27 protein-coding genes are annotated in these 25513 nt (G+C 62.1%); 19 read left to right on the plus strand and 8 right to left on the minus strand.

Translation table 11 applies throughout. The features are described 5' to 3' along the window. Positions 1–38: 38 nt before the first annotated feature. From pcaG to pobA, 4 genes are read right to left on the minus strand one after another with little or no spacing between them, the layout of a single operon-like run. The gene (gene pcaG, locus R1W01_RS01305; protein WP_297756439.1) at positions 39–659 is read right to left on the minus strand and encodes a protocatechuate 3,4-dioxygenase subunit alpha; all 621 of its coding nucleotides are present in this window, start codon (positions 657–659) and stop codon (positions 39–41) included. Beyond that, positions 659–1387 carry a protocatechuate 3,4-dioxygenase subunit beta gene (gene pcaH / locus R1W01_RS01310; RefSeq protein ID WP_243611308.1) on the minus strand — a complete coding sequence of 243 codons (729 nt, stop codon included), beginning with the start codon at positions 1385–1387 and terminating at the stop codon, positions 659–661. The genes pcaG and pcaH overlap by 1 nt, the downstream gene beginning before the upstream one ends. A gap of 43 nt (positions 1388–1430) precedes the next feature. Next, a complete protein-coding gene (gene pcaC, locus R1W01_RS01315) occupies positions 1431–1811 on the minus strand; it encodes a 4-carboxymuconolactone decarboxylase (RefSeq protein ID WP_243611307.1) in 381 nt (126 codons plus the stop codon). Positions 1812–1828: 17 nt separating this feature from the next. Next, a complete protein-coding gene (gene pobA, locus R1W01_RS01320) occupies positions 1829–2998 on the minus strand; it encodes a 4-hydroxybenzoate 3-monooxygenase (protein WP_297756438.1) in 1170 nt (389 codons plus the stop codon). Positions 2999–3092: 94 nt separating this feature from the next. Between pobA and pcaQ the strand changes: the two genes are divergently transcribed. The 13 genes from pcaQ to R1W01_RS01385 all read left to right on the plus strand — a co-directional run bounded on the left by pcaQ (position 3093) and on the right by R1W01_RS01385 (position 16193). Next, entirely contained in the window at positions 3093–4016 is a 924-nt protein-coding gene (gene pcaQ, locus R1W01_RS01325; protein ID WP_243611305.1) for a pca operon transcription factor PcaQ, read from the plus strand. Between the two features lie 77 nt (positions 4017–4093). Further along, on the plus strand, positions 4094–4249 hold the full coding sequence (gene hemP, locus R1W01_RS01330; RefSeq protein ID WP_243611304.1) for a hemin uptake protein HemP: 156 nt from the start codon (positions 4094–4096) through the stop codon (positions 4247–4249). Between the two features lie 77 nt (positions 4250–4326). Further along, positions 4327–5592 carry an imelysin family protein gene (locus tag R1W01_RS01335; RefSeq protein ID WP_297756437.1) on the plus strand — a complete coding sequence of 422 codons (1266 nt, stop codon included), beginning with the start codon at positions 4327–4329 and terminating at the stop codon, positions 5590–5592. Between the two features lie 88 nt (positions 5593–5680). Next, positions 5681–6691: a hypothetical protein gene (locus R1W01_RS01340; RefSeq protein ID WP_297756436.1), complete on the plus strand. Its 1011-nt coding sequence runs from the start codon at positions 5681–5683 to the stop codon at positions 6689–6691. A gap of 107 nt (positions 6692–6798) precedes the next feature. Then, positions 6799–8265, plus strand: a complete 1467-nt coding sequence (locus R1W01_RS01345; protein WP_411028132.1) for a di-heme oxidoredictase family protein — start codon at positions 6799–6801, stop codon at positions 8263–8265. A gap of 14 nt (positions 8266–8279) precedes the next feature. After that, entirely contained in the window at positions 8280–9308 is a 1029-nt protein-coding gene (locus tag R1W01_RS01350; protein ID WP_297756435.1) for an imelysin family protein, read from the plus strand. Positions 9309–9311: 3 nt separating this feature from the next. Beyond that, a complete protein-coding gene (locus R1W01_RS01355) occupies positions 9312–10388 on the plus strand; it encodes a DUF1513 domain-containing protein (protein WP_297756434.1) in 1077 nt (358 codons plus the stop codon). Positions 10389–10521: 133 nt separating this feature from the next. Then, positions 10522–11445 carry a PHP domain-containing protein gene (locus R1W01_RS01360; RefSeq protein ID WP_243611299.1) on the plus strand — a complete coding sequence of 308 codons (924 nt, stop codon included), beginning with the start codon at positions 10522–10524 and terminating at the stop codon, positions 11443–11445. A gap of 86 nt (positions 11446–11531) precedes the next feature. After that, positions 11532–12326 (plus strand): phosphonate ABC transporter ATP-binding protein, encoded by a 795-nt coding sequence (phnC, locus tag R1W01_RS01365; RefSeq protein ID WP_297756433.1) that lies wholly within the window; start codon positions 11532–11534, stop codon positions 12324–12326. 56 nt (positions 12327–12382) lie between these two features. Beyond that, entirely contained in the window at positions 12383–13285 is a 903-nt protein-coding gene (gene phnD, locus R1W01_RS01370) for a phosphonate ABC transporter substrate-binding protein (protein WP_243611297.1), read from the plus strand. 68 nt (positions 13286–13353) lie between these two features. Continuing rightward, positions 13354–14232, plus strand: a complete 879-nt coding sequence (gene phnE, locus R1W01_RS01375; RefSeq protein WP_297756432.1) for a phosphonate ABC transporter, permease protein PhnE — start codon at positions 13354–13356, stop codon at positions 14230–14232. Positions 14233–14234: 2 nt separating this feature from the next. Then, complete coding sequence (phnE, locus tag R1W01_RS01380; protein ID WP_411028148.1) at positions 14235–15545, plus strand: phosphonate ABC transporter, permease protein PhnE; 1311 nt, start codon at positions 14235–14237, stop codon at positions 15543–15545. A gap of 36 nt (positions 15546–15581) precedes the next feature. Next, on the plus strand, positions 15582–16193 hold the full coding sequence (locus tag R1W01_RS01385) for a chloramphenicol acetyltransferase (RefSeq protein WP_297756430.1): 612 nt from the start codon (positions 15582–15584) through the stop codon (positions 16191–16193). Here the strand turns inward: R1W01_RS01385 and R1W01_RS01390 are convergent, their stop codons facing one another. The 4 genes from R1W01_RS01390 to phnF form a co-directional block, all read right to left on the minus strand. Continuing rightward, positions 16194–17375 (minus strand): alpha-D-ribose 1-methylphosphonate 5-triphosphate diphosphatase, encoded by a 1182-nt coding sequence (locus tag R1W01_RS01390; RefSeq protein WP_297756429.1) that lies wholly within the window; start codon positions 17373–17375, stop codon positions 16194–16196. Between the two features lie 170 nt (positions 17376–17545). Further along, complete coding sequence (adh, locus tag R1W01_RS01395) at positions 17546–19066, minus strand: aldehyde dehydrogenase (protein ID WP_243611292.1); 1521 nt, start codon at positions 19064–19066, stop codon at positions 17546–17548. Between the two features lie 134 nt (positions 19067–19200). Next, positions 19201–20127, minus strand: a complete 927-nt coding sequence (locus R1W01_RS01400; protein ID WP_243611291.1) for a helix-turn-helix domain-containing protein — start codon at positions 20125–20127, stop codon at positions 19201–19203. Positions 20128–20320: 193 nt separating this feature from the next. Beyond that, complete coding sequence (gene phnF / locus R1W01_RS01405; RefSeq protein WP_297756428.1) at positions 20321–21052, minus strand: phosphonate metabolism transcriptional regulator PhnF; 732 nt, start codon at positions 21050–21052, stop codon at positions 20321–20323. 102 nt (positions 21053–21154) lie between these two features. Between phnF and phnG the strand changes: the two genes are divergently transcribed. From phnG to phnK, 6 genes are read left to right on the plus strand one after another with little or no spacing between them, the layout of a single operon-like run. After that, positions 21155–21598 (plus strand): phosphonate C-P lyase system protein PhnG, encoded by a 444-nt coding sequence (phnG, locus tag R1W01_RS01410; RefSeq protein WP_297756427.1) that lies wholly within the window; start codon positions 21155–21157, stop codon positions 21596–21598. Then, entirely contained in the window at positions 21598–22167 is a 570-nt protein-coding gene (gene phnH, locus R1W01_RS01415; protein ID WP_297756426.1) for a phosphonate C-P lyase system protein PhnH, read from the plus strand. The genes phnG and phnH overlap by 1 nt, the downstream gene beginning before the upstream one ends. Then, positions 22167–23264 carry a carbon-phosphorus lyase complex subunit PhnI gene (locus tag R1W01_RS01420; protein ID WP_243611287.1) on the plus strand — a complete coding sequence of 366 codons (1098 nt, stop codon included), beginning with the start codon at positions 22167–22169 and terminating at the stop codon, positions 23262–23264. Before phnH ends, R1W01_RS01420 begins: the two co-directional genes overlap by 1 nt. Further along, positions 23261–23866 carry a hypothetical protein gene (locus R1W01_RS01425; protein ID WP_317275015.1) on the plus strand — a complete coding sequence of 202 codons (606 nt, stop codon included), beginning with the start codon at positions 23261–23263 and terminating at the stop codon, positions 23864–23866. The genes R1W01_RS01420 and R1W01_RS01425 overlap by 4 nt, the downstream gene beginning before the upstream one ends. After that, positions 23863–24741: an alpha-D-ribose 1-methylphosphonate 5-phosphate C-P-lyase PhnJ gene (locus R1W01_RS01430; protein WP_297756424.1), complete on the plus strand. Its 879-nt coding sequence runs from the start codon at positions 23863–23865 to the stop codon at positions 24739–24741. The genes R1W01_RS01425 and R1W01_RS01430 overlap by 4 nt, the downstream gene beginning before the upstream one ends. Next, the gene (gene phnK / locus R1W01_RS01435) at positions 24738–25508 is read left to right on the plus strand and encodes a phosphonate C-P lyase system protein PhnK (protein WP_297756423.1); all 771 of its coding nucleotides are present in this window, start codon (positions 24738–24740) and stop codon (positions 25506–25508) included. The genes R1W01_RS01430 and phnK overlap by 4 nt, the downstream gene beginning before the upstream one ends. Positions 25509–25513: the final 5 nt, after the last annotated feature.

Raw genomic sequence — 25513 nt, forward strand, 5'->3', positions numbered from 1 at the left:
CGCACCGTATATCGGAGCGGGCCGGGTTGTCACGGTGATCAGATGTCGAAGAACACGGTTTCGTCTTCGCCCTGCATCTTGACGTCAAAGCGGTAGACGATCTCGCCGTCGCGTTCGGTCCGTTTGGCGATCAGGGTTGCGCGGCGGCGTTCCCATTCAATGATGTTGAGCACCGGGTCAGAGGCATTGGCCTCGGCCTCGTCGTCGAAATAGATGCGGGTATTGAGGCCGACATTGATGCCGCGCGCCACGATCCAGAGGTTGATATGCGGCGCCATCATATGACCGTTGCGGCCCATGACGGCCCCCGGTTTCACCGTATCAAAGCCCCATTCGCCGGTGGCGAAATCGGTGATGACACGGCCCCAGCCGCGAAAGCCCTCTTCGACCTCGCCGGGATGTTCGGGGTGGGCGTAGACGCCTTCGCTATTGGCCTGCCAGGCCTCGAGCAGCACATCCTTGATCGGCGAGCCGGTGCCGTCGATGACGATGCCTTCGACGCGGATGCGTTCGCCCTTGGCGTTGGGGCCAGCGATGTCCCAGCCGAGTTCCTGGCGGTAGATGTCAAACCCTGCCGCGCCGGGAGCGAGGCCGATATGGACGTAGGGGCCGGCGGTCTGGGAGGGGGATTCCTTGAGGTAGTTCAGCTCTTGGGTCATCAGTTGCCCTCCAGACGGTTTTCAAACAGCGTCGAGCGGCGACCGCGCAGGACGATATCGAACTTGTAGGCGATGGTATCGAGCGGGATCGTCGCGTTGCGATCCAGTGCGGCGATCAGCTGGCCGATGGCGGCCTTGTCGGGGATCGTGTTGACGATCGGGCAAGTGTCGATGAGCGGGTCGCCCTCGAAATACATCTGGGTGATGAGGCGCTGGGCAAAGCCGGAGCCGAAAACCGAGACGTGAATATGCGCCGGGCGCCAATCGTTGACCCAGTTGCGCCACGGGTAGGCGCCGGGTTTGACGGTGCGGAAGTAGTAATAGCCGTTCTCGTCGGTGAGGGTCCGGCCACAGCCGCCGAAGTTCGGATCGATGGGCGCGAGATAGGTATCTTTCTTGTGGCGATAGCGCCCGCCCGCGTTGGCCTGCCACACTTCGACGAGGGTATTGGGCACGGGACGGCCATTCTCGTCGAGAACGCGGCCATGCACGATGATACGCTCGCCAATCGGGCTTTCGCCCGCTTTGGCGTAGTTCGAGATCAGGTCGTTGTCGATCGGGTCGATATCACGGTGGCCAAAGGTCGGGCCGGTGATCTCGCTCGCCGAGTTCTGAAGCGAGATCAGCGCGTATTGCGGCGAGCGCGTCACGGAGGTCTTGTAGTCCTTCGCGAAGGCGGGCGGGTGCCACAAGCGATCTCGCTGGTAGAATTCCCCTGGTGTGCTCATGGGTGGTGTCTCCTTAGGGCGGGCGCGTTTCCCGTTGGTCGTCTTAGGCGTCGTTTTCCATTTCGGCGTAGGTCTGCTTGGCGAGTTTCAGCGCGTGGTTGGCACGCGGCACGCCGCAATAGACGGCGACATGCTGAAACACCTCAAGCACATCCTGCTTGCTCGCGCCGGTGCGGGCGGTGGCGCGGATGTGCATGGGAATTTCCTCGAAGTTCCCGGCAGCGGCCAGAAGCGCCAGCGTCAACATCGAGCGTTCGCGATCAGTGATGCCGTCAGAGGCCCAGACCGTGCCCCAGGCGCCCTCGGTGATGAGGGTCTGGAAGGGGGCGTCGAAATCGGTCTTGGCGGCTTCGGCGCGGTCCACGTGATCGTCGCCGAGGATCTTGCGGCGGACCTGCATGCCGGAATCGTATTTGTTGGTCATCGTGTCCCTCATGGCGATCAGTATGGCAGACCGACGTAGTTCTCGGCCATCACCGTTTGCGCGGCGCGGTTGTCGCGCAGGAAGGCGATGTCGGCCTGCTGCATCTTGAGATCGAAATCGGATTGATCCGGGAAGCGGTGCATCAGCGAGGTGAACCACCAGCTGAAGCGTTCGGCTTTCCAGATGCGGGCCAGCGCCTTTTCGCTATAGCGGTCGAGGCCTTCGTCGTCGCCGTCGTGATAGTGGGCGACGAGGCCGTTGTAGAGATAGTGGATATCGCTTGCTGCGGTGTTGAGGCCCTTGGCGCCGGTGGGCGGCACGATATGGGCGGCGTCGCCACAGAGGAACAGACGGCCCCAGCGCATCGGCTCGGTCACGAAGGAGCGCAGCGGCGCAATGGATTTCTCGATCGAGGGGCCGGTGACGAGGTTCTCGGCGTAATGCGCCGGGATGCGGCGTTTGAGTTCCTGCCAGAAGGCGGCGTCGGTCCAGTCCTCGGGGCTGTCGGAGAGGGAGCACTGGATATAGTAACGGCTCAGGTTGTCGTTGCGCATGGAGCAGAGGGCAAAGCCACGCTCGGAGCCTGCGTAGATCAGTTCGTCATGCACGGGCGGCGTTTCCGAGAGGATGCCGAGCCAGCCGAAGGGATAAACCTTTTCGTATTCGCGGCGCACGGTGAGGGGGATGGTCTGGCGGCTGACGCCGTGGAAGCCATCGCAACCGGCGACGAAATCACAGTCGATGCGGTGCTCGGTGCCGTCGACCGTATAGGTCACATAGGGCGCGTCGCTGTCGGCCTCGTGGATTTGCACGTTCTCGGTATTGAAGACGATCTTGCCGTCCATCGCCTCGCGGGCGTCATAGAGGTCGCGGGTGACTTCGGTCTGGCCATAGACGACCACGGAGGTGCCGGTCAGATCCTTGAAGTTGATGCCGAACTCTTCGTCGCCATAGGACACCACAGTGCCGTCATGCACAAAACTTTCGCGGTCCATGCGCTCACCGACCCCAGCCTCATGCATCAGATCCACGAACCCCTGCTCGAGAATCCCGGCACGAATACGGCCAAGCACGTAGTCGCGGGTCTTGCGTTCGAGCACGACGCTATCGATGCCTTCCTTGTGCAAAAGCTGGCTCAGAAGCAGGCCCGAAGGGCCGCCACCGATGATGGCCACTTGTGTACGCATGATTTTTCCTCCCGTTACATTGGGATATTGAATGGTTGATCTTGGCAAGTAAAATGAAGATATTCGCCATATAGTTGCCAAAAGTGGAAAGCATGTGATCGATCGACGTATCAAGTTCCGGCATATCCAATGTTTCGTGGAGATTTGCCGGGAAGGATCTTTGAAGCTCGCGGCGGAGCGGCTTTTTCTAACGCAGCCGGCGATTTCCAAGACGCTCAAGGAGCTTGAAGAGATCCTTGGCGCCGAGCTTCTTGAACGGTCGCGGGCGGGGGTGACGCTCACGCCACAGGGGGATGTGTTCCTGCATTTCGCGGAACAGTCGCTGGCAGCGCTTCAGCAGGGGCTTGCCGGGGTAGAGCAGGTCGGCACGGCGGGCAAGGCGCGGATTGCGGTCGGTGCGTTGCCGTCGGTGGCGGCGCGCCTCATGCCAGCGGTGGTGACCGAGATGTCGAAGATCGCCCCGGATGTAGAGGTGCATGTGCAAGATGGCCCGCACGGGTTCCTTGTCGACCGGCTCCGGCTTGGGGGGCTGGACCTTGTGATTGGGCGGCTTGGGCGGCCGGAGACGATGCAGGGGCTTTCGTTCACGCAGCTTTATGAAGAGAAGGTCGAGTTCATCGTGCGCGCGGGTCATCCGCTTCTTGACGCGCCGGACCTTGCGCGGATCGGCGAGTGGCAGGTCATCTACCCGCCACAGGGATCGGCGATCCGTCCGTTGATCGAGCGATTCCTGATTGCGCATGGGGTGGGCAATGTGCCGAACCGGATCGAAACCGTTTCGGGCGCGTTCGGGCGGGTTTATACGCGGCGCTCGGATGCGATCTGGATCATCTCGGCGGGGGTTGTGGCGAATGAGATCGCCGATGGCTTTCTTGTGCCCTTGCCTTTTGACACCGGGATCACACGCGGACCGGTTGGTCTCATGCGGCGGCCGGACGAGGGGATTTCGCCGCAAGAGCAAATATTCCGCATGGCGCTTAAAAATGTGATCGGACCGGAGAAAGATTTTTCCGACTAAATAAGTCGGGTTGACGTTTCTGATTAATTTAGTCAGTTAAGGGGCGCGACAGGACCTCTGACGGACGAGATTGAGATATGTTGGAAACGGACAAGACCCCGCCCATCGAAGATTTTCCAATTCATGATGCGAAAGAGCTGACCCAAGGCAAGGCGCAGGCGCGCATTGTTCTTGACGGTCAGGTCTACACGTTGCGGATCACCCGCGCCAACAAGCTCATTCTCACCAAATAGACCCCATCAGGATACCCGCACGCAGAAGGCGGGATCTCAACAAGGATCAGACAGCACCGGATATGAAGGACATCACAATGACCTCTCTTAAACTTGGCGTGACGCTTGCCGCGCTTGGCTTTGCAAGCACCGCCTTCGCAGCGGACAACCAGGCCGTTCTCAAAACCTATGCCGATATCGCGGCAGCCGGGTACGAAGACAGCCTCATCACGGCGCGCACCCTCGGGTCTGCGGTGGATGCTCTGATCGCGAACCCTTCGGAAGAGACGCTTGCCGCGGCCAAGTCGGCCTGGCTCGCGTCGCGCGTGCCGTATCAGCAGACCGAGGTTTACCGTTTCGGCAACGCCATCGTGGATGATTGGGAAGGCAAGGTGAACGCCTGGCCGCTCGATGAAGGTTTGATCGACTATGTGGACACCAGCTATGGCGCGGAGAACGAAGAGAACGCGCTTTACGCGGCCAATGTGATCGCCAATCCGACCTTTGCGCTTTCGGGTGAGACGGTGGATGCCAGCGAGATCACCCCGGCGCTCCTCGCAGAAACGCTGCATGAGGCGGACGAGGTCGAGGCGAATGTGGCGACCGGCTATCACGCGATTGAATTCCTGCTTTGGGGCCAAGACCTCAATGGCACCGAGGCCGGTGCGGGCAACCGCCCCTATACCGATTTTGTCACGGGAGAAGGCTGTACCGGGGGCAATTGCGACCGTCGCGCAGCCTATCTCAAGGCGGCGACCGATCTCCTCGTGAGCGATCTTGAGGACATGGCGGGCGCCTGGGCAGAGGGCGGCGCCGCGCGGGCCGAGGTCATGAAGGACGAAACCGCAGGCCTGACCGCGATTCTGACGGGCATGGGGTCGCTTTCTTATGGGGAGCTTGCCGGGGAGCGGATGCGCCTTGGCCTGATGCTCAACGACCCGGAAGAAGAGCATGATTGCTTCTCGGACAACACCCACAATAGCCACTACTACGATGCGGCAGGGATTCAGAACGTCTATCTCGGTGCCTATACCCGCGTGGATGGCTCGGTCGTCGAGGGCGCGTCGGTGTCCGATCTCGTGGCGGCACAGGATGCAGAGCTGAATGCCGAAGTGATCGCCAAACTTGAAGCGACCATGGCCGCGATGGGCGAGATGAAGGCCGCGGCGGATGCGGGCGAGATGTCTTATGACCAGATGCTTGCGCCGGGCAACGCCAAGGGCGAAGCGCTCGTCATGGGCGGCGTCAACGGGCTTGTTGCACAAACAAAGAGCTTTGAGCGCGTTGTTTCGGTGCTTGGTCTCGACGGAATCGCCGTTGAGGGCTCGGACAGTCTGGACAATCCGTCGGCTGTGTTCCAGTAAGGGCATCTAACGTTATAACATAACAAACCCTTCGATACACAGCCAACACCGAGTAGCCCCTGTGTCGAGGCACAAAACGGAATGAAGAATGAAACACCTCAGCATGGGGGTCGCGGCGGCCTCCCTCTCTCTCGCCGCAACGTCTGGTCTCGCGGATCCGCGCCTGACCTGGGAAGGATCGCTTGAGATCGGCATCGACAGCGTTGTCAGCTCGGATGTGGCCGGCAACGAGGTCAACGACCTTTATGGCATCGTCGATGTGGCGGCGGAATGGGCGCTCACCGACAACGTGACCCTCTTCGTCGCGGGCACAGGTGAGTCGATGACCGGTGCAGTCAATGACCGGGCGTTCGAAGATCTTGGGTTCTATCTTGGCGAAATCGGCCTGTCCTTTGGCCTTGGCAACACGACACTGACCGTTGGTAAGACCGGCGTTGCGTTCGGTTCGGCCTGGGATTCGGCAGCCGGGTTCTATGCCAGCGGCCTTGCCGACGACTACGAGCTGACAGAGCAGATTGTGCTTGCCGCCGATATCGAGATCGCGGGCGGCACGCTTTCGATCGCGACCTTCTACGCGGATGACACGATCTTTAGCGAGCAGCTTGGCTTTAACGTCGGTCCGAACGTCTCGGGCGTGGCGGGGTCCGGCGCGGGCAACACCGGCCAGTTCGACAACCTGGCGATCAATTGGGCGCAGGAGCTTGATGGTGGCGTGTTCTACAACATCGGCGCGCGGCACCTGAGCGGCAACGCGACCGAATCCGACGAGACCGGTTTTGTTGCGGGCGTTGGTGGCACGATTGGCACGGTGACGCTTTTCGGTGAGGTTGGCGTGTTCGACAACTATGGCGGCACGGCAGGCGATGATGCGACCTATGCGCTTCTCAATGCGTCGCGCGCTTTTGGCGACATCACCCTTTCCGGTTCGCTGGCCCTGCGCGACGTGACCAGCGCGGGCGAGACCAAGATGGCAACGTTCGGCGCGGATTACACGTTCAAGAACGGTGTGGAATTTGGCGGCGCGGTGGCCTTCATCGACGATGCGGGTGTGAACTCGACCCAGATCGGTGCGGCTTTCGTGATCCCCTTCGGCGGGTAATCGCCATTTGATGACATGCGGCAGGGCGTGCGGTTGCGCGCCCTGTTGTTCCGTCTGGCCCTGCGGTAGCCATAGGGCATGACATGGGTCGGGAGACACGAATAAGCATGAGACGCGCCGCGATCGCGATGGGCCTTTGGGCCTTGTGTTGGGCCAGCGCCGGAGCCGCCGGGCCAGAGGCGCTCGAGCCGCATCTTGACGCCTTGCCGCGCAGTGCGGCGGAAGAGGCGCGGATCGCCGCGGTGACTGAGAGTGCTGCGGCGCTCAATCGGTTCGAACATCTCTCTGCCGGGGCGGCGAGCGTGGCGGCGTCAGGCGACAAAGCCTTTAGCCATGCCATGCCGACGCTTGAAGCACGCCAAGAGCTGGACTTCCTTTCTGGGCGGGCGCTTTTCAAGAAAATATGGGTTGGCGCGCCAAGCTCGACCAAGGCATCGGACGGGCTTGGGCCGCTTTACAATGCGCGCTCGTGCCTTGCCTGCCATCCGGGCAACGGGCGCGGGCATGTGCCGGAAGCGGGGCAGATCGGTGGCGGGCATCGCGGTGCGGCGCTGATGCTCAAGCTTTCGGGTGTGCCGGGCTATGGTGGCCAGCTTCAGACCAATTCCCTTTCGGGTCTCGCAGCGGAAGCGCGGCTCGACGTGCAGTATGAAACCGAGAATGTGACGCTTGCGGGCGGCGAGGTGGTGACGCTGCACCACCCGGTCTATGCGGTCAGCGCTCTGGGCTATGGGTCGTGGCCTGAGGGCGCGATGACCAGCCCGCGGCTTGCGCCGCCCTTGCCGGGGCTTGGCCTCATCGAGGCGATCCGGGCCGAGGATATCCTTGCGGGTGAAGACCCGGAAGATGCGGATGGCGACGGGATTTCGGGGCGCGCGCGCCGGGTGATGTCGCGCGAATACGGCACAGAGATGATTGGCCGCTTCGGACGCAAGGGCGCGATGGCGACGGTGCGCGAGCAATCGGCGGATGCGTTCTCGAACGATATCGGCATTTCCAGCCCGCTTTATCCCGATCCATGGGGCGATTGTAGCGCGGCGCAGGGCGAATGCCGTGATCGCCCACATGGGGATGAGGATGTGCGCGTGTTTGAGATCGACGCCAAGGGGCTCGATCTTTTGACGCTTTATACCGCGCATCTTGCCGTGCCTGAGCGGAGAGAGGCGGATGCGCCCGAGGTCTTGCGGGGCAAGGCGGTGTTTCACGAGCTGGGCTGTGCCGCGTGTCACAGGCCCGCCTATGTCACCCACCGCCTCAAGGACGATCCGTCGCGGTCGTTTCAACTGATCTGGCCCTATTCGGATTTCCTCCTGCACGATATGGGAGAGGGGCTTGCGGATCACCGCCCCGAGGGCATGGCGACGGGCCGGGAATGGAAAACGCCGCCGCTTTGGGGGCTTGGCCAGACGGGCGCGGTTGCAGGGCAGGAGCGATACTTGCACGATGGCCGGGCGCGCAGCCTTCTTGAGGCGGTGCTCTGGCACGGGGGGGAGGCCAAGGCGGCGCGGGAGCGGGTCGTGTCCTTGCCACCGGAAGAGCGCGCGGCGCTGATCCGGTTCTTGAAGAGCCTTTAAGGAGGGCGATAGCGATGAAACGTCTTTTGGCAGTCTTGTGTCTTGGCCTTTTGCCTATCGGGGCAGGGGCGGAGGTTTCGGACCGGGGGGCGCTGATCGCGTCGGTTACGGATCAGCATATCCTGCCCCGCTACGCGGCACTTGCCGAGACGGGCGCGGCGCTTGCCGAGACGGCAGAGGCGCATTGCGGGGCGGAAGATGCGGCGCTGCGCACGGCGTGGGGGCTGGCGTTTGATGCGTGGATCGGGGTCAGCCATTTGCGGTTTGGCCCGTCGGAGACCGACAACCGCGCCTTCGCGCTCGCCTTTTGGCCCGATAGCCGGGGAAAGACGCCCAAGGCGCTTCGGGCGATGATCCTCAAGGGGGATGAGAGCGTCCTTACACCCGAGGGCTTTGCGATCCAGTCCATCGCAGTGCAGGGCTACTACGCGATGGAATACCTTCTCTATGATCCGGAGATCGCGACCCTTGGCAGCGAGGCGTTTCGTTGTGATCTTGTGCGGGCGATGGCGGGGCAGATCGCGGCGGTGACGCGGGCGATTGAGGCCGATTGGCGCGCCTCTTATGCCGAGACGCTGCGGCGTGCGGGGGCCGAGGACAACGCCGTTTACCGCACAGAGGAAGAAGGGGTGCAGGAGCTTTTCAAGGCGCTTGGCACCGGGCTTCAGGTGACGGCGGATATGCGGCTCCAGCGGCCGTTGGGCAGTTTTGAACGCCCGCGTCCGAACCGGGCAGAGGCGCGGCTTTCGGGACGGTCAGTGCGGCATGTGATCCTGTCGGCGGAGGCACTCGACGAGCTGGCGGGGATGCTTTCGGCAGGCTCGCCGAGCCTTGCGGCACAGTTCCACGAAGGGTTCGACTATGTGCGCGCGGCAAGCGTCGCGCTTGACGATCCGGTTCTGGCGACGGTGAGTGATCCGGCCAAGCGGCTTAATATCGAGACGATCCAGGCGGTGCTTGATGATCTGCGCGAGATCGCGGCGGTGGAGCTTGGCAGTCACCTTGGTGTGGTGGCCGGGTTCAACGCATTGGACGGAGACTGAGCCATGGTCACACGGCGGGGATTTATCGCGGGCGCATTGGCGGCGGGGTCGGTATCGACGGTGACATGGGCCGGGCTTGGGGATGTGCATTTCCTTAGCGCGGCGCAGGACCGGGAGGGGGCCTATCGCCTCATCGGGATGGCGGAGACGGGCGCGCCGGTGTTTTCGGTGCCGCTTCCGGCGCGGGGCCATGCGGCGGCGGCGCATCCGAGCGCGGCAGAGGCCGTCGGGTTCGCGCGCAGGCCGGGCAATTTCGCCTTTGTCGTCGATTGCCTCAGCGGGGCGGTGCTGCATCGGTTGGAGGCGCCTGAGGGGCGGCATTTCTATGGCCATGGTGCCTTTTCGATGGACGGCAATACGCTTTTCACCACGGAGAACGATTTCGAGGCTGGGCAGGGCGTTATCGGCGTTTGGGATCGGAGCGCGGGGTATCGTCGGATTGGAGAGTTCGCCTCGGGTGGGGTCGGGCCGCATCAGATTTGCCGGCTGCCGGGGCGCGAGACCTTGGTTGTTGCCAATGGCGGGATTGAGACGCATCCGGATGCGGGGCGGGCAAAGCTCAATATCCCGATGATGGAGCCGAACCTTGCTTATCTTTCGCCCGAGGGTGCGGAGATTGAGGTGATGGAATTGCCGCGCGAGATGCATATGAATTCGATCCGCCATATCGCGGTGCGCGACGATGGGATGGTTGCGTTCGGGATGCAATGGCAGGGCGACCGGGCGCAGGCGCCGGTTCTGTTCGGGGCGCATCGGTTGGGCGAGGAGGTGCGATTGCTGCAACCAACGCCGGAACAGCATGCGGCGCTCAACGCCTATGTCGGCAGCGTGACCTTTTCGCAGGACGGGCGGGAGGTTGCGATTTCCTCGCCGCGGGGCGGGGTTGTGCAGGTGATCGACCTTGAGGGCATGCGCGTTGCGCGGTCTGTGGCGATGGCGGATGTCTGCGGCATCGGCGCCAACGCGGCGGGGTTTGTCCTCACGTCCGGCGATGGCCGGGTGGCGCGCTATGTGGGCGATCGCCTTGAAGAGACAGGGCGGCAGGATATCCGCTGGGACAATCATATGGTGGCGGTCTGACGCGCGATTTTCCGGCAGTTGGCCCGATTTTCTTTCCCAGCGACCCGGTGCAATGCCATAACCGTCACAAAACTATCGTCACGGGCCGATACTCGGCGGAAAACCGTGCACAAGACCACCAACGGAGCCCGTCATGATCCATTCCGCCTTTACCGCCCCCGGCCGTTTCTATCGCGGCAACCTGCACACGCATTCAAACCTTTCGGATGGGTGCCTGACGCCGGAGGAAGTCTGTCGGCGCTACAAGGCGGAAGGCTATGATTTCATCAGCCTGACGGATCATTTCATCGGTATCTATAAGTATCCCATCGCAGACACGGTGCCGTTCCGCGACGAGAATTTCACCACGATCCTCGGGGCGGAGTTGCATTCCGGGGCGATGGCGAATGGCGAGTTGTGGCATATCCTTGCGGTGGGTCTTCCGGCCGATTTCGAACCCAGCCATTCGCCGGCTTTCCTTCCGGTCGAGGGGCAGGAAAGCGGTGCGGAGATTGCCAAGCGCGCCCGTGACGCCGGGGCGTTTGTCGCCGTGGCGCATCCGCAGTGGTCAGGCCTCACGCTTGAGGATGCGCGCAGCCTTGAGGCGGCGCATGCGGTCGAGGTTTATAACCACGGCTGTGCGACGGGCTGTGACCGTCCGGACGGGTTCCACACGCTTGATCTTCTTCTGGCGGAGGGGCGCAAGCTTGACCTCGTGGCGACGGATGACGCGCATTTCACCGAGCCGGACCATTTCGGCGGCTGGGTCATGGTCAAGGCCGAGGCGAACGAGCCGGACCTCCTGCTCGAGGCGCTCAAGCGGGGCGACTATTATTCGAGCCAGGGGCCGGAATTGCATCTTGTTGAGGCCAACGAGAAATCGGTCACGGTCGAGAGTTCCTCGGTGGTGAGCGTGATCGCGCAGGGCAACGGAACGGCGGCAACGGCAGTGCATGGTCATTCGATGACGCGCACGGAAGTGCCGCTGCAGCGGTTCTACAATAGCGACTGGGTGCGCATCTCGGTCATTGATGCGGCAGGCAAGCGGGCCTGGTCGAATCCGATCTGGATCAAGTGACCCGCGTCACAAAACTTTCACCAAACTGACAAGTCTTCTTCTTCGGGCGGGCCTATCCCCCGGCTCAAGAACGCTGGGGGTAAGCTGTGCTAACGATCGAGAACCTGACCAAGTCCTTTGGTCCGAATGTCGCCGTGGATTCGGCAAATATCGAAATCCGCGAACCGGCGATGATTGGCATTATTGGCCGGTCCGGCGCAGGCAAATCGACGCTTCTTCGGATGCTCAATCGTCTGAGCGATGCGACCTCGGGCCGGATCGTGTTCGACGGGCGCGAGATCACCAGCCTCAAGGGGGCCGACAAGCGCCGCTGGCAGTCCGAATGCGCGATGATCTTTCAGCAGTTCAACCTCGTGCCGCGGATGGATGTGGTGTCGAACGTGTTGCACGGGACACTGAACCGTCGCTCGACGATGGCCACGATCTTCAACCTGTTTCCGGGAGAAGACATTCACCGGGCGATTGATATTCTTGACCGTCTCGGGATTGCCGAACATGGCCCCAAGCGCGCCGAAGCGCTTTCGGGCGGTCAACAACAGCGCGTGGCAATTGCCCGTGCCCTCATGCAAGACCCGCGCATCATCCTTGCGGACGAGCCGATTGCCTCGCTCGACCCGATGAACGCGCAGGTCGTTATGCAATCCCTGCGCGCCATCCACGAAGAGGATGGCCGCATGGTGATTGCCAACCTGCACACCCTTGATACGGCGCGGCGCTATTGCGACCGCGTGATCGGGATGCGCGACGGGCGGATCGTCTTTGACGGCACGCCCGAGCAACTGACGACGGGTGTCGCACGCGACATCTATGGCGCCGATGACAGCTTTAACGAAGCCTACACATCGACAGAAATTCAAACGCTGAACAGCGTCCCTGCCTGAGTTTCATCTGCCCCGTTCTGCGAACGCGGGGCTTTTACCAACTGGAGAGAGAGAAGATGAAAAGACTGATCGCTGCCGCACTGGCAACCACCGCCCTGACCACCCCGGTTCTGGCCGAAGACATCAACGAATTCCGCATCGGCATCCTTGGCGGCGAGAACGCCCAGGACCGCATGAACTCGAACGAGTGCCTGCGCGCGAAGACCGAAGAACTGCTCGGTGTCGAAACCAAGCTTTTTGCCCCGGCCGACTATAACGGCGTCATTCAGGGCCTCCTTGGCGGCACCATCGACATGGCGTGGCTCGGCGCATCGGGCTATGCGAAAACCTTCCTGAGCGACCCGGAAGCGGTTGAGCCGATCCTCGTCAAGGTCAACACCGATGGCGGCTATGGCTACTACTCGATCGGGTTTGCCCGCAAGGACGCTGGCATCGACAGCCTTGAAGCGATGAAGGGCAAGGTCTTTGGCTTTGGCGACCCGAACTCGACCTCGGGCTACCTGATCCCGTCGATCGAAATCCCGGCCGCGACCGGCGCGACCATGACGTCGGGCGACTACTTTGGTGAAGTGAAATTCACCGGCGGCCACGAGCAGACCATCGTTGCAGTCAACAACGGCGACATCGACGCCGGCGTGACCTGGGCCGATGGCCTTGGCAACTGGGAAGACGGCTACAACTCGGGCGCACTTCGCAAAGCCGTGGATGCGGGTCTCGTCGACATGAACGATCTCGTCGAAATCTGGAAGTCCAAGCCGATCCCGGAAGGCCCGGTTGTACTGCGCAAGGCGCTTCCGGAAGACGTCAAGCTCAAGATGACCGGCCTGATGGCATCGCTGAAGTCGATGGACGAAGAATGCGCCTATGGCGTTCTTCAGGGTGACGCGAAAGGCTTTATGCCGATCACCCACGACGCTTACGAAGTCATCATCGAAGCACGCAAACTCAAGTCGAACTAAACAGGTTCGATCACGATTGGCAGGCCCCGCAATCCAGCGCGGGGCCTGTTTTCTGACGAGGGGCAGTCATGACGGAAATACACGGCAATATCGAGGAAATGCGCGCGGATTACCTCGCGCTCGTCCGGCGCAAGCGGCTTATGGACGGGATTCTCCTGATCGTGTTCATCGCGCTCATGGTGTCGGGGTTCATGATTGCGGATGACCGCAATGCCGGCGGCTTTTGGGACGGGATTCACCGGTTCTTTGATTTCCCCAAAGAAGTGCTCAGCGAGGCGGGTGAGAAAGTCACCGAGCTTCCGGCGCATTTCGTCAAGTTTTTCCCCTCTCTTATCGAGACCATCAATATCGCGGGGGCCGCGACGTTGATCGGGGCGATGGGGGCGATGATCCTGTCGCTTCTGGCGACGCGGGGTCTTGCCCGGTGGCCGCGCCTGATCCCGGTGTTCCGGCGCCTGATGGACATCATGCGCGCGATCCCCGAGATCGTGATCGCGCTTGTCCTGATCTTTGTGATGGGTGGTGGGCCGGTGCCTGCGATGATCGCCATCGCGTTTCACACGGCGGGCGCGCTTGGCAAGCTGTTCTCCGAGGTGAACGAGAACGTGTCGCTCAAGCCGGTTGAGGGGCTTTCTTCGGTCGGGGCGAACTGGTCCCAGCGGATGTGGCTTGGGGTCATTCCGCAGGTCAGCCCGAACTATCTCAGCTATGCGCTCCTGCGCTTTGAAATCAACATCCGCGCCTCGGCCATCCTTGGCTTTGTCGGTGCGGGCGGCATCGGCTATGAGCTCAAGAACGCCATGAGCTGGGGCAAGGGGCAGTATGACGAGGCGGCGGCGATCTTCCTCCTGCTGTTCTTCTCGATCGTCGTGGTGGATCAGATTTCGAGCCATTTCCGCGAACAGCTCACCCATGGGCGCAAAGACAAACGCAAGGTGACGGCATGACCATGACGGCGACGGATACGCTCAAACTTGAAGCGGACGGGATTTTCCGGCGCAAGCGCCTGTTGGCCTTTGGTTTGCCGCTATTGATCCTGCTTTACCTCACCTACACGTTCTTTTCCTTCGACGTGCCGGGCCTCATCAAGCGGTTTGAGATCGACAATGCCCGCGCGCTTGTCGCGGATAGCTATAGCTACAAGACCCATGTGGCGCGCGACAACCGCACTGGCGGTGTCGAGGTCGCGATCGAGGGCGAGCGCAAGGGCACCTACCCGGAAGGCGAAGCGCCCGATTGGGTCAGCCTTGGCGAGACGACGCGGATCGACCTTGAGGATGGGCATGTCGTGACATTCCTGCCCGAGCAGGTCGTGACCTATGACATTCCGGGCTATGGCACGATCCATGCCCAGACCTCGCGTAGCAAGGGCGTCGTGACGACCCTGCCGGAGGGCGATCTGCCGGCGTGGATCAACAAATCCAAGAACCGTCTTACGATCACCACGGAGGCCGGGCGTCTTACGGTGACGCGCAACCGGACCGAGGTTTTCCGCTATTTCACCGGCTGGGAATTGTTCTTCTTTACCCTCGACAGCCCCTATCACGGGATGAGCTTTGGCAATCTTGTCGGGCGTGCCTTTGATGGCGAGGCCGGGGCGATCTGGAATGATTTCTGGAACAACAAGATGTGGCGCCATAGCGAAGTTGTCTGGGCCTTGTTCGAGACCATCCTGATGGCCTTCCTTGGCACGATGGGCGCGGCGATTGTGGCGCTTCCGCTGGCGTTCCTTGCGGCGAAGAACTTCTCGCCGCTGATGGCTGTGCGGCAGGTCATGCGGCGGTTCTTTGACTTTTTCCGCGGTGTGGACGCGCTCATCTGGACCATCGTTCTTGCCCGCGCCTTTGGGCCGGGGCCGCTTACCGGGGCGCTCGCTATTCTCATCACGGACACGGGCAGTTTCGGCAAGATGTTCTCGGAGGCGCTTGAGAACGTGGATGAGAAGCAGATCGAAGGGGTGCAATCGACCGGGGCGAAGCCGGTGCAGCGCTATCGCTTTGGTGTGATCCCGCAGGTGACGCCGGTGCTTCTCAGCCAGATCCTCTATTACCTTGAATCCAACACCCGCAGCGCGACAATCATCGGCGCGATCACCGGGGGCGGGATCGGCCTTCTTCTGACGCAGGCGATGATTACGCAGAAGGATTGGGAAGAGGTCAGCTATTACATCGTTCTGGTGATCCTCATGGTCATGGCGATGGATTGGTTCTCGGGCTGGCTCCGCCGTCGCCTGATCGCCGGGAGCGAGAGCGGGCATTAAGCCCGCTCACCAGCAGACACTAAAGAAAGACACGATATGGCACGTCTGGGCGAGTCCCCGTTCATCCATCCCGGCAGCATCGTCGAGGACTGCACCTTTGGGCGTTTTGTCGAGATCGGCGCGGGGAGCCGTGTGCTGAACGCGCATCTTGACGACTATAGCTATTGTGACCGGATGGCCGAGATCGCCAATGCGCAGATCGGCAAGTTCGCCAATATCGCCGCCTTTACCCGGATTGGCGCGACGGATCACCCGATGGAAAAGGCGAGCCTGCATCATTTTCTTTATCGGTCGATGGATTATTGGGACGATGCGGAGGCGGATGCGGCGTTCTTTGCCCATCGCAAATCGCGCGTGGCGCATATCGGGCATGATACATGGATCGGCCATGGCGCGATGGTGAAGCCTGAGGTGACGCTTGGCCATGGATCGGTTGTGGCGGCGGGGGCGGTCGTGACCAAGGACGTGCCGCCCTATATGATCGTCGCGGGCATCCCGGCAGAGCCGATCCGGGCGCGGTTTCCAGAGGCGATTGCCGAGCGTCTCATGGCGTTGGCGTGGTGGGATTGGGACCATGACCGCCTGCGCGCCGCGCTTGACGATTTCCGCGCCATTGAGGCGGAAGCCTTCCTCGAGAAATACGAATAACTACTCGGCGGCCATGCGCATCGGGGTTGCCGCGCCGAAGAAACGGTGTGCGGCCTCGCCGACGAGATGCGTGATGCGGCCTGCGGAGATCGTGCCCTCGATGGCGCGGGTGGCGGCGTTGACGATCACCACATCGGCGCGGCGGCCATAGTCGAAATAGCCGCGATCCGCGAGGCCCATGATGCGAGCCGGGGTTTCCGAGATCATCTTCCAGGCCTTCTCGAGCGGCAGGATGCCATCATCAGCAAGGCGGAAGGCGGCTTGGGCGAGGGCGGGGTAATAGTAGTCGGAGACCAACACGTCGCAGAGGCCAGCGCTTACGAGATCGACGGCGGCGATATTGCCCGATTGTGAACCGCCGCGCACGATATTGGGCGCCCCCATGACGACATGATCGCCGACCGCATGGGCGAGGCCTGCCGCGGAGCGCGCGGTGGGGAATTCGCAGATTTTTGCGCCGATCATGGAAAAGCGTTCGCGGGTCTCGCCATCGGGATCGTCATGCGAGCCATAGCGCACGCCCAGTTGGTCAAAACGTTCTGCGAGGCGGCAGAGATAGCGCGGCACGCGGGGCGTTTGTTCAAGCGCGTCATGCACGAGGCGCATGTGCTGCGTCGGGGTGCGGCCGGCCTTCTTGGCCCAGAGGGTGATTTCCTCGGGGCGCAGGCGGGCGACATGCAGCGCCTCATCAAGGTGGTTGTTGAACACCACGTAGTCGATCTTGTGGCGTTCCACGGCGGCGAGCAGGCGGTCTGCGGTCTCGACGGTGTGCGTTTCACAACGGATCTGGATGCGCAGGTCGCTTAGGGCGTGGTCGCGGAAATCGTCCATCGCGCAGAACAGCTCTTCGGCGAAATCGGGGCCGCGCTGGCCGCCTTCCCAGCTCCAGCTCTGGGCGAGCCAGGCGGTTGTCACGCCGTTGACGGCGGCGTCACGGTCCGTCGCGCGCAGACCGGTTTCGAGCGGGAAGGGCGCCGAGGGGCGCGGGGCGATGTGGCGTTCGAAGGCGTCGCCATGCATGTCGATGATGCCGGGCAGGAGCAGGTAGCCGGAGAGGTCGACCTCTTGCAGCGGACCCTTGGAAATGCGCCCGTCCTCGATCACGAGGGATCGTTGCTGTAGCGCGCCGTCGCGCAGGATCGTTGCGCCGGTGAGGCGCAGGGAAAGAGGACGTTGTGGCATGGGCCTGCTCTTGATGTGTGTGAAACACGTTTTCGGCTTATTTTAGGGGTGTTCTGTGTCGCCAGCGTGACAATCGGGAAAGTCTTGACCAAACGGATAGACGCGCGCGATGGGGATCGCGCGCGCCTGCTTGGCTCGGGAGTGTTCCGGGGAGCGGAACGGGGGAGGGTCTAGAAGAACCCGAGCTTGTTGGGGTTGTAGCTCATCAGGATGTTCTTGGTCTGCTGGTAGTGGTCCAGCATCATCTTGTGAGTTTCGCGCCCGATGCCCGACTGTTTGTAGCCGCCAAAGGCCGCGTGGGCCGGGTAGGCATGGTAGTTGTTGACCCAGACGCGACCTGCCTCGATGGCGCGGCCAAAGCGGTAGCAACGGTTTGCGTCGCGGGTCCAGACACCGGCGCCGAGGCCATACATCGTGTCATTGGCGATGGCGAGGGCTTCTTCCTCGTCCTTGAAGGTGGTGACCGAGACGACCGGGCCAAAGATCTCTTCCTGGAAGACGCGCATCTTGTTGTGGCCTTTAAGGATCGTCGGCTGGATGTAATAGCCCTCTGCGATATCGCCGTTGAAGCGCGCAGCGTCGCCGCCCACGAGCACCTCGGCGCCTTCTTCGACACCGATGGTCAGGTAGGACATGATCTTGTCCTGTTGTTCGCGGCTCGCCTGAGCGCCGACCATCGTGTCGGGCAGGCGCGGGTCGCCCTGTTTGATCGCTTTCACGCGCTCGATGCAGCGGGCGATGAACTCTTCATAGATGTCTTCCTGGATCAAGGCGCGGGACGGGCAGGTGCAGACCTCGCCTTGGTTGAAGGCAAAGAGCACGAAACCTTCGACCGCCTTGTCGAGGAAGGCGTCATCTTGGGCCATGACGTCGGAGAAGAAGATGTTGGGCGACTTGCCGCCCAGTTCGAGCGTCACCGGGATCAGGTTCTCGGTCGCGGCCTGCATGATCTTGCGGCCGGTCTCAGTCGAGCCGGTGAAGGCGATCTTGGCGATGCGCGGGCTACGTGCGAGCGGGCCGCCGACATCCGGGCCCATGCCGTTGACGATATTGAGCACGCCTGCGGGCAGGAGATCGGCGATCAGTTCCACAAGCACCATGATCGCGGCAGGGGTCTGTTCCGCCGGTTTCAGGACGATGCAGTTGCCTGCCGCCAGCGCCGGGGCGAGTTTCCAAGCGGCCATCAGGATCGAGAAGTTCCACGGGATGATCTGGCCGACGACGCCGAGCGGCTCATGGAAGTGATAGGCGACGGTATCGGCGTCGATCTCCGACATGTTGCCTTCTTGGGCGCGCAGCACGCCAGCGAAATAGCGGAAATGGTCGGCGGAGAGCGGAATATCGGCGGCGGTGGTTTCGCGGATCGGCTTGCCGTTGTCCCATGTCTCGGCCATCGCGATCAGGTCGAGGTTGGCGTCGATCACATCGGCGATCTTCAGCAGAATGTTGGAGCGTTCAGCGGCTGAGGTCTTGCCCCAGGCGTCCTTGGCGGCGTGGGCCGCGTCGAGGGCAAGCTCCACATCGGCGGCATCGGATTGCGCAACTTCGCAAACCTTGGCACCGGTGATCGGGGTGATGTTGTCGAAATACTTGCCGTTTACGGGGGCGACGAACTTGCCGCCGATGAAGTTGTCGTAGCGGGATTTGAAGGGCGATGCGAATTGCCCAGCGGTTTGTGTCATTTCATTCATGGATTGTCCTCCTCTTGAGCCGGGGCTCCTCTCCCCGGATGCGACTGAGGATGACGCGGGGGCGGTCCCAAGTCAGCGGGGGCAGAGCAGGTCAGAGGGGGGATGTGTCTCAGGAATGAGACAGGTCGCGCCGCTTAATCGCCGATGCCGAGGCGTTTCATGCGGCGATAGAGCGTGGCGCGTCCGATTCCGAGGGCGCGGGCGGCGCGCGAGACGTTGCCGTCGGCGCGAGCCAGTGCACGCATGACGGCGGCGCGCTCGGCTTTCTCGAACCCCGAGGGGCCGTCCTCGCGGCCAAAGAGGTCGGTCGCGGGGCGCGGTTTGAGCGCGCCGTTGGCCTCAAGCCCGAAGCACTTGCGTGCGCCACGGGTCGCGCCGATGACGATATCGTCGGCATCGATCGCGAGGAGGACGGAGCTATCGGTCTCGCCGCTATCGGCAATCACAATGCGAGCGTCGGGGAAGGAGGCCCGGAAGAAATCCGCTTCGATCTGGCGCGCGGTCTGGGCGACGGTGGCACCGATGAGGCGGTTGAAGGCTTCGGTCTGATCCGCACGGGCGGAGGAGACGTCGAGCGCGGCGACCACGTTGCCATCGGTGCCGAAGATCGGCGCGTCCATGCAGCTCATGCCGATGTTGCGAGCAAAGAAATGGTCGTCACGATGTACGATGACCTGGCGTTTCTCGGTCAGGCAGGTGCCGATGCCGTTGGTGCCCTCGGCGGCCTCGCTCCAGTCGGCGCCGGTCCAGAGGCCCCAGTCCTGAAAAATCGCGCTGTCGCCGTCCGAACAGCGTTGGTCGAGCACCACGCCCGTCTCGTCTGTGAGCAGCACGCCACAGCCGGAATTGCCGACCAGGCCAAAAAGCTGATCGAGCTTTGGGGCGGCGACGAGCATGAAGCGTTCCTGCTGTTCGTGGCGGGATTGCAATTCGCTTGCGCTGATGCGTTGGGGGGCGCGGTGTTCGGCGGGATCGAGGCCGTAGTGTTTGACCGAACGATGCCACGACGCGGCCAGTGTCGAACGGGCCGCGGCAGAGCCGGATTGCACCGTGCTCAGCACCTTGTCGATGTGTGTCTTGCGCGGCGTGATGGCCGATCCTCCTGCGAAATGCGCGGCCGGCTTCCTCCTCCGGGAGCGCGCCGAATCAGGGTACAGAAAGATTTGCCAAAATCCATCCTTTGATGAAGGGGCGGTTTTTGAGCAGCCTGAGGGCGTTGCGTGAAATGGCTATTCATTATTTGAATACAATGGATTAGCCTTCATCGCCTTCGGCAAAAGTCAGCGTGACGCGATCACCTGCGAACCATGAGACGCCGTATTCGATTGGCACGCCATCGGGGTCGACGTTGATTCCAACGCTGCGCAGGATCGGGTCGCCTTCCTGGATTCTGAGGTGTAGCGCCTGTGTCGCGGTGGCTCGTTTCGCGGTCAGCCGGGTCGACGCGCGGGTGTAGTCTTCGATGCCGCAGGCCTTAAGCGCGGCGGTGACGGATTGCGAGGCGGTCATATGCTCGAGGAGGGCCGGAAATCGGTCGGCGGGAAAGACGCTTCGGAAGACGAGAATGGGCTGGTCATCGGCGAGCGACAGGCCCTCGTAGACATGCACGCGATCCCCCTTGGAGAGCGCCAGCGCTTCGGCCTCGCGCGCGTCGGCAGAGCGGGTTTCGATAGAGAGGGTTTCCTTGGCCGGAAGGCGTCCGGCCTTTTGTAGGTTGCGGTGAAACCGGACGCGTTTGCCGATGGGGTAATCGGTCGGGCTTTGGGCCACGAAAACACCTGCACCGCGCCGGGCGTGGACGAGGCCGCGCTCTGCCATGTCCTTGAGCGCGTGGCGGACGGTATGGCGATTGACCCCGAAACGCGCCGAAAGCTCGGCCTCGGTCGGGAGCTTGTCGCCGGGGCGATAGCGGCCTTCGCCGATGTCGGCTGTGAGGCTCTGGGAGATGGATTGCCAGACAGGCGTTTTTTTGCGCGGTGGGGTCATGTCAAAAAAGTTTCATGAGGGGTGGGATTGCCCGACTCGCGGGGAATGCGTAATGATTTGTCTAGTTGTATAGGAAAATAGACAAATCGACAAGGTGTCTAGATGACAGTTGAAATGACCCGCCGCGATTGGATGAGCACGCTGGCCAAGGCGCCGGCGGCGCGGCTTGCGGCGCTTTGGCAGGCGCTTGAGATGGCGCCGGAGTTCACGTGGCTCCGGGCGCCGGAGATCGGCGCGACGATGGTGCGCGGACGAATGGGCGGCACGGGTGCCCCCTTCAATCTTGGGGAAATGACGGTCACGCGCTGCTCGCTCCAGCTTGTCTCGGGCGAGGTTGGGCATGGCTATGTGCAGGGGCGCGACAAGGACAAGGCGCGGATTGCGGCGCTTGTCGATGCTGTCATGCAAGGGGACGCGGCGGCGCAGGTGCGCGCAGAGCTTCTGATCCCGTTGCAGGACGAGATGGCGGCAGACAGCGCCTCGCGCGCGGCCAAGGCGGCGGCGACCAAGGTCGATTTCTTTACCATGGTGCGGGGGGAAGACTGATGAATGCGGATGTTCTCAAGGGTGGGTTCGCGGATGCGCCTGTGGATGCGGCGCATGCGTTTCGCGCAGCGATGAATGTCATGGCGCGGCCCGGTGTGATCGAAGAGGTCGCGGGCGCGGTGCCGCCTGCGCCGATGTCTGTTGCGGCGGGGGTGTTGCTCTTGACGCTCTGCGACCCGGAAACGCCGATTGCCCTTTGCGGGGCGCATGATTGCGCGGATGTGCGCGAGTGGATCGCGTTCCATATCGGTGCGCCGGTCGTGGCGCCGCAGAAGGCGATGTTCGTGGTTGGGACATGGGAGGCGGTGCAGCCGCTTGAGGCCTATGCCATCGGCACGGCGGAATATCCGGATCGCTCGGCGACAGTGATTGTCGAGATGGACGCGCTTGCGGCAGAAGGTGCGGTGCTGCGTGGACCGGGGATCAAGACACAAGCGGCGCTTTCGCTTCCCGAGGTGGAAGCGTTTCAGCGCAATGCGGTGTTGTTCCCGCTCGGGCTCGATTTCTTTTTCTGTGCCGGCGCGCGCCTTGCGGCGCTGCCGCGCACCACACGTGTGGAGGCTCTCTGATGTATGTGGCTGTGAAGGGTGGCGAGCGCGCCATTGATAACGCGCATGCCTGGCTCGCCGAGGAACGGCGGGGCGACCGCGATGTGGCGGAGCTCTCCGTCGCGCAGATCCGCGAGCAGTTGAGCCTTGCCGTGAACCGGGTGATGGCGGAAGGGTCGCTTTATGATCCCGACCTTGCGGCGCTGGCGATCAAGCAGGCGCGGGGCGATATGATTGAGGCGATCTTCCTTATTCGCGCCTATCGCACGACCCTGCCGCGGTTCGGATATTCCAAGCCGGTCGAGACGGCGGACATGGCCTGTGACCGTCGGATTTCGGCGACGTTCAAGGACGCGCCGGGCGGACAGGTCTTGGGGCCGACGTTTGACTATACGCACCGTCTTTTGGATTTCGCTTTGGCGGCAGAGGGTGAGGTGCCCGAGGCGGCAGAGGCCGAAGCAAAGCCCGGACCGGTGCCGCATATCACGGAGTTCCTCAACAAAGAGGGGCTTATCCAGACCGAGGATGAGAGCGACGAGGTGCCGGGCGATCTGACCCGCGAGCCGCTTGAGCTTCCGGCGGATCGGGCGTTGCGGCTGCAATCGCTCACACGCGGCGACGAGGGCTTTGTCCTTGGCATGGCCTATTCGACGCAGCGCGGATACGCGCGCAACCACGCCTTTGTCGGGGAATTGCGGATCGGGCGCGTGGCGGTCGAGATGGACATTCCCGAGCTTGGGTTTGCCATCGACATTGGCGAGATTGAACTCACGGAATGCGAGACGGTGAACCAGTTTGCGGGCTCCAAGACCGAGCCGCCGCAGTTCACGCGCGGCTATGGCCTCGTCTTTGGTCAATCCGAGCGCAAGTCGATCTCCATGGCGCTGGTGGACCGGGCGCTACGTTGGAAGGAGTTGGGCGAGGACAACCTTGGCGCCCCGGCGCAGGACGAGGAGTTCGTTCTTTATCACTCTGACAATATCCAGGCGACGGGGTTCCTCGAGCATATCAAGCTGCCCCATTACGTCGATTTCCAATCCGAGCTGGAACTCATCCGTAAGCTGCGCCGCGAGGCGATGGAGGCGGGCGAGACCGTGCAACAGGAGGCCGCGGAATGAGCGAAACAAGACGACCCAGACCACCTGAAGATTGGAGGCCAACTTGTCCGGACGGCCTTGTCGCCGCCATCAAGGCTGATACCTGCCTGAAGCACATTGCCCCCAATGAGCGACTGTCATGCCTTCTGAAAAAGATGGCTGGAAAAACACATCTGGACAAAGCAGAGGTCTACGAAATTGCTCGCGTCAAGAGTCCTAGGAGAGCAGCACGTGTTGATGCTTTGGCTGACGAATGTGGAATGAGGACCCTTACTGGAGTTGCGTTGGCAGACAACGACCTCACCTATGGTCAGCGCTCTGCATTATTGGCTTCAATCCCTGGCGTTGGTATCCCGACTGCATCTGCGATCCTGACTTGGTGCCAACCTTCCCGGTATGCCGTCATCGACTTTCGCGTATGGGAAACGTTGAGGCATTTTGATGCGGTCCCATCGAAGAGAATAGCTTTCACATCATTCCACTACCAAGGCTACTCTTTGGTCATCAACGAACTGAGCGCTCAAACGGAAATGTGCCCTTTCGACTTGGATCGGTGGCTTTGGGAATTCCACAGGAACAAAATTCAAAACTCTGGACAAGCGGAGCGAGGGCGCGCGCTATGACTGACCAAGCTTATAATTTTGCCTATCTCGACGAACAGACCAAGCGGATGATCCGGCGGGCGATCCTCAAGGGGTTGGCCATTCCGGGCTATCAGGTGCCGTTTGCGAGCCGTGAGATGCCGATGCCCTATGGCTGGGGCACAGGGGGCGTTCAGGTGTCGGCGGCGACACTCACGCCGGACGATACGATGAAGGTTATTGACCAGGGCGCGGATGATACGACCAACGCGGTGTCGATCCGCAAGTTCTTTGAGAAGACGGCGGGCGTCGCGACGACTGAGGCGACGGCGGAGGCGAGCGTGATCCAAACGCGCCACCGTATCCCCGAAGAGACGCTGCGCGAGGATCAAATCCTTGTCTATCAGGTGCCGATCCCCGAGCCGCTCCGGTTTCTTGAGCCTTCCGAGGTCGAGACCCGCAAGATGCACAGCCTCGAGGAGTATGGCCTCATGCATGTGAAGCTCTACGAGGATATTGCGCGGCACGGGGCGATTGCGACGGCCTATGCCTATCCTGTGAAGGTTGAGGGGCGGTATGTGATGGACCCGTCACCGATCCCGAAATTCGACAATCCCAAGCTCGAGATGGCGGCGATTCAGCTCTTTGGGGCGGGGCGTGAGCAGAGGATTTACGCCGTGCCGCCCTATACACAGGTGGTCAGCCTCGATTTCGAGGACTTCCCCTTTGAGGCGAGCAAGGCGGACCACCCCTGCGACCTTTGCGGGGCAGAGGACAGCTATCTCGATGAGGTCATCATGGATGACAAAGGCACACGGATGTTCGTGTGCTCGGACACGGATTACTGCGCAGGACGACGCGCGGCGGGCCATGTGGGCGCGCAAGGCGTCGCCACGCAAGAGGAGGACGCAGCATGACCCCGCTTCTCAAGGTGCAGGGCATCGAGAAACGCTATGGCGCCCGGATCGGGTGTCGTGATGTGAGCTTTGATCTCTATCCCGGAGAGGTCATGGGGATAGTTGGCGAGAGTGGATCGGGAAAATCCACTCTTCTCAACTGCCTCGCCGGTATTTTGACTCCAGATACCGGCGAGGTCTTGTTCGAGATGCGCGATGGCGCGGTGAAGGACACGGTGACGATGTCGGAACCGGAGCGGCGGATGCTCTCGCGCACGGACTGGGCCTTTGTGCATCAGCATGCGCGCGATGGGCTACGGATGAATGTTTCGGCGGGCGGCAATGTGGGCGAAAGGCTCATGGCCGTGGGCGCGCGGCATTACGGGCGTATTCGCGATGAGGCGATTGACTGGCTCGGCCGGGTCGAGATCAACGAGAGCCGTGTCGATGACCGCCCAACGGCGTTTTCCGGCGGGATGCAGCAGCGCTTGCAGATCGCGCGCAACCTCGTCACCGGGCCACGGCTTGTCTTTATGGACGAGCCCACGGGGGGCCTCGATGTGTCGGTGCAGGCGCGGCTTCTCGACCTGTTGCGCGGCCTCGTGCGCGAGATGGGATTGAGCGCGATCATCGTGACCCATGACCTTGCCGTTGTGCGGCTTCTGGCGGATCGGCTCATGGTGATGAAGGACGGGCATGTGGTCGAAAGCGGCCTCACGGATCAGGTTCTGGACGATCCGCAACACGCCTACACGCAGCTTCTCGTCAGCTCTGTGCTGCAAGTTTGAGGACC

The organism is Shimia sp. FJ5, from assembly GCF_032918335.1.
GTDB lineage: Bacteria > Pseudomonadota > Alphaproteobacteria > Rhodobacterales > Rhodobacteraceae > Shimia > Shimia aestuarii_A.

Bases quoted from the DNA above. Each gene is read 5' to 3' on its own strand.
- pcaG (WP_297756439.1), bottom strand. From the start codon at position 659: ATGACCCAAGAGCTGAACTACCTCAAGGAATCCCCCTCCCAGACCGCC.
- pcaH (WP_243611308.1), bottom strand. From the start codon at position 1,387: ATGAGCACACCAGGGGAATTCTACCAGCGAGATCGCTTGTGGCACCCG.
- pcaC (WP_243611307.1), bottom strand. From the start codon at position 1,811: ATGACCAACAAATACGATTCCGGCATGCAGGTCCGCCGCAAGATCCTC.
- pobA (WP_297756438.1), bottom strand. From the start codon at position 2,998: ATGCGTACACAAGTGGCCATCATCGGTGGCGGCCCTTCGGGCCTGCTT.
- hemP (WP_243611304.1), top strand. From the start codon at position 4,094: ATGTTGGAAACGGACAAGACCCCGCCCATCGAAGATTTTCCAATTCAT.
- R1W01_RS01335 (WP_297756437.1), top strand. From the start codon at position 4,327: ATGACCTCTCTTAAACTTGGCGTGACGCTTGCCGCGCTTGGCTTTGCA.
- R1W01_RS01340 (WP_297756436.1), top strand. From the start codon at position 5,681: ATGAAACACCTCAGCATGGGGGTCGCGGCGGCCTCCCTCTCTCTCGCC.
- R1W01_RS01345 (WP_411028132.1), top strand. From the start codon at position 6,799: ATGAGACGCGCCGCGATCGCGATGGGCCTTTGGGCCTTGTGTTGGGCC.
- R1W01_RS01350 (WP_297756435.1), top strand. From the start codon at position 8,280: ATGAAACGTCTTTTGGCAGTCTTGTGTCTTGGCCTTTTGCCTATCGGG.
- R1W01_RS01355 (WP_297756434.1), top strand. From the start codon at position 9,312: ATGGTCACACGGCGGGGATTTATCGCGGGCGCATTGGCGGCGGGGTCG.
- R1W01_RS01360 (WP_243611299.1), top strand. From the start codon at position 10,522: ATGATCCATTCCGCCTTTACCGCCCCCGGCCGTTTCTATCGCGGCAAC.
- phnD (WP_243611297.1), top strand. From the start codon at position 12,383: ATGAAAAGACTGATCGCTGCCGCACTGGCAACCACCGCCCTGACCACC.
- phnE (WP_297756432.1), top strand. From the start codon at position 13,354: ATGACGGAAATACACGGCAATATCGAGGAAATGCGCGCGGATTACCTC.
- phnE (WP_411028148.1), top strand. From the start codon at position 14,235: ATGACGGCGACGGATACGCTCAAACTTGAAGCGGACGGGATTTTCCGG.
- R1W01_RS01385 (WP_297756430.1), top strand. From the start codon at position 15,582: ATGGCACGTCTGGGCGAGTCCCCGTTCATCCATCCCGGCAGCATCGTC.
- R1W01_RS01390 (WP_297756429.1), bottom strand. From the start codon at position 17,375: ATGCCACAACGTCCTCTTTCCCTGCGCCTCACCGGCGCAACGATCCTG.
- adh (WP_243611292.1), bottom strand. From the start codon at position 19,066: ATGAATGAAATGACACAAACCGCTGGGCAATTCGCATCGCCCTTCAAA.
- phnF (WP_297756428.1), bottom strand. From the start codon at position 21,052: ATGACCCCACCGCGCAAAAAAACGCCTGTCTGGCAATCCATCTCCCAG.
- phnG (WP_297756427.1), top strand. From the start codon at position 21,155: ATGACAGTTGAAATGACCCGCCGCGATTGGATGAGCACGCTGGCCAAG.
- phnH (WP_297756426.1), top strand. From the start codon at position 21,598: ATGAATGCGGATGTTCTCAAGGGTGGGTTCGCGGATGCGCCTGTGGAT.
- R1W01_RS01420 (WP_243611287.1), top strand. From the start codon at position 22,167: ATGTATGTGGCTGTGAAGGGTGGCGAGCGCGCCATTGATAACGCGCAT.
- R1W01_RS01425 (WP_317275015.1), top strand. From the start codon at position 23,261: ATGAGCGAAACAAGACGACCCAGACCACCTGAAGATTGGAGGCCAACT.
- R1W01_RS01430 (WP_297756424.1), top strand. From the start codon at position 23,863: ATGACTGACCAAGCTTATAATTTTGCCTATCTCGACGAACAGACCAAG.
- phnK (WP_297756423.1), top strand. From the start codon at position 24,738: ATGACCCCGCTTCTCAAGGTGCAGGGCATCGAGAAACGCTATGGCGCC.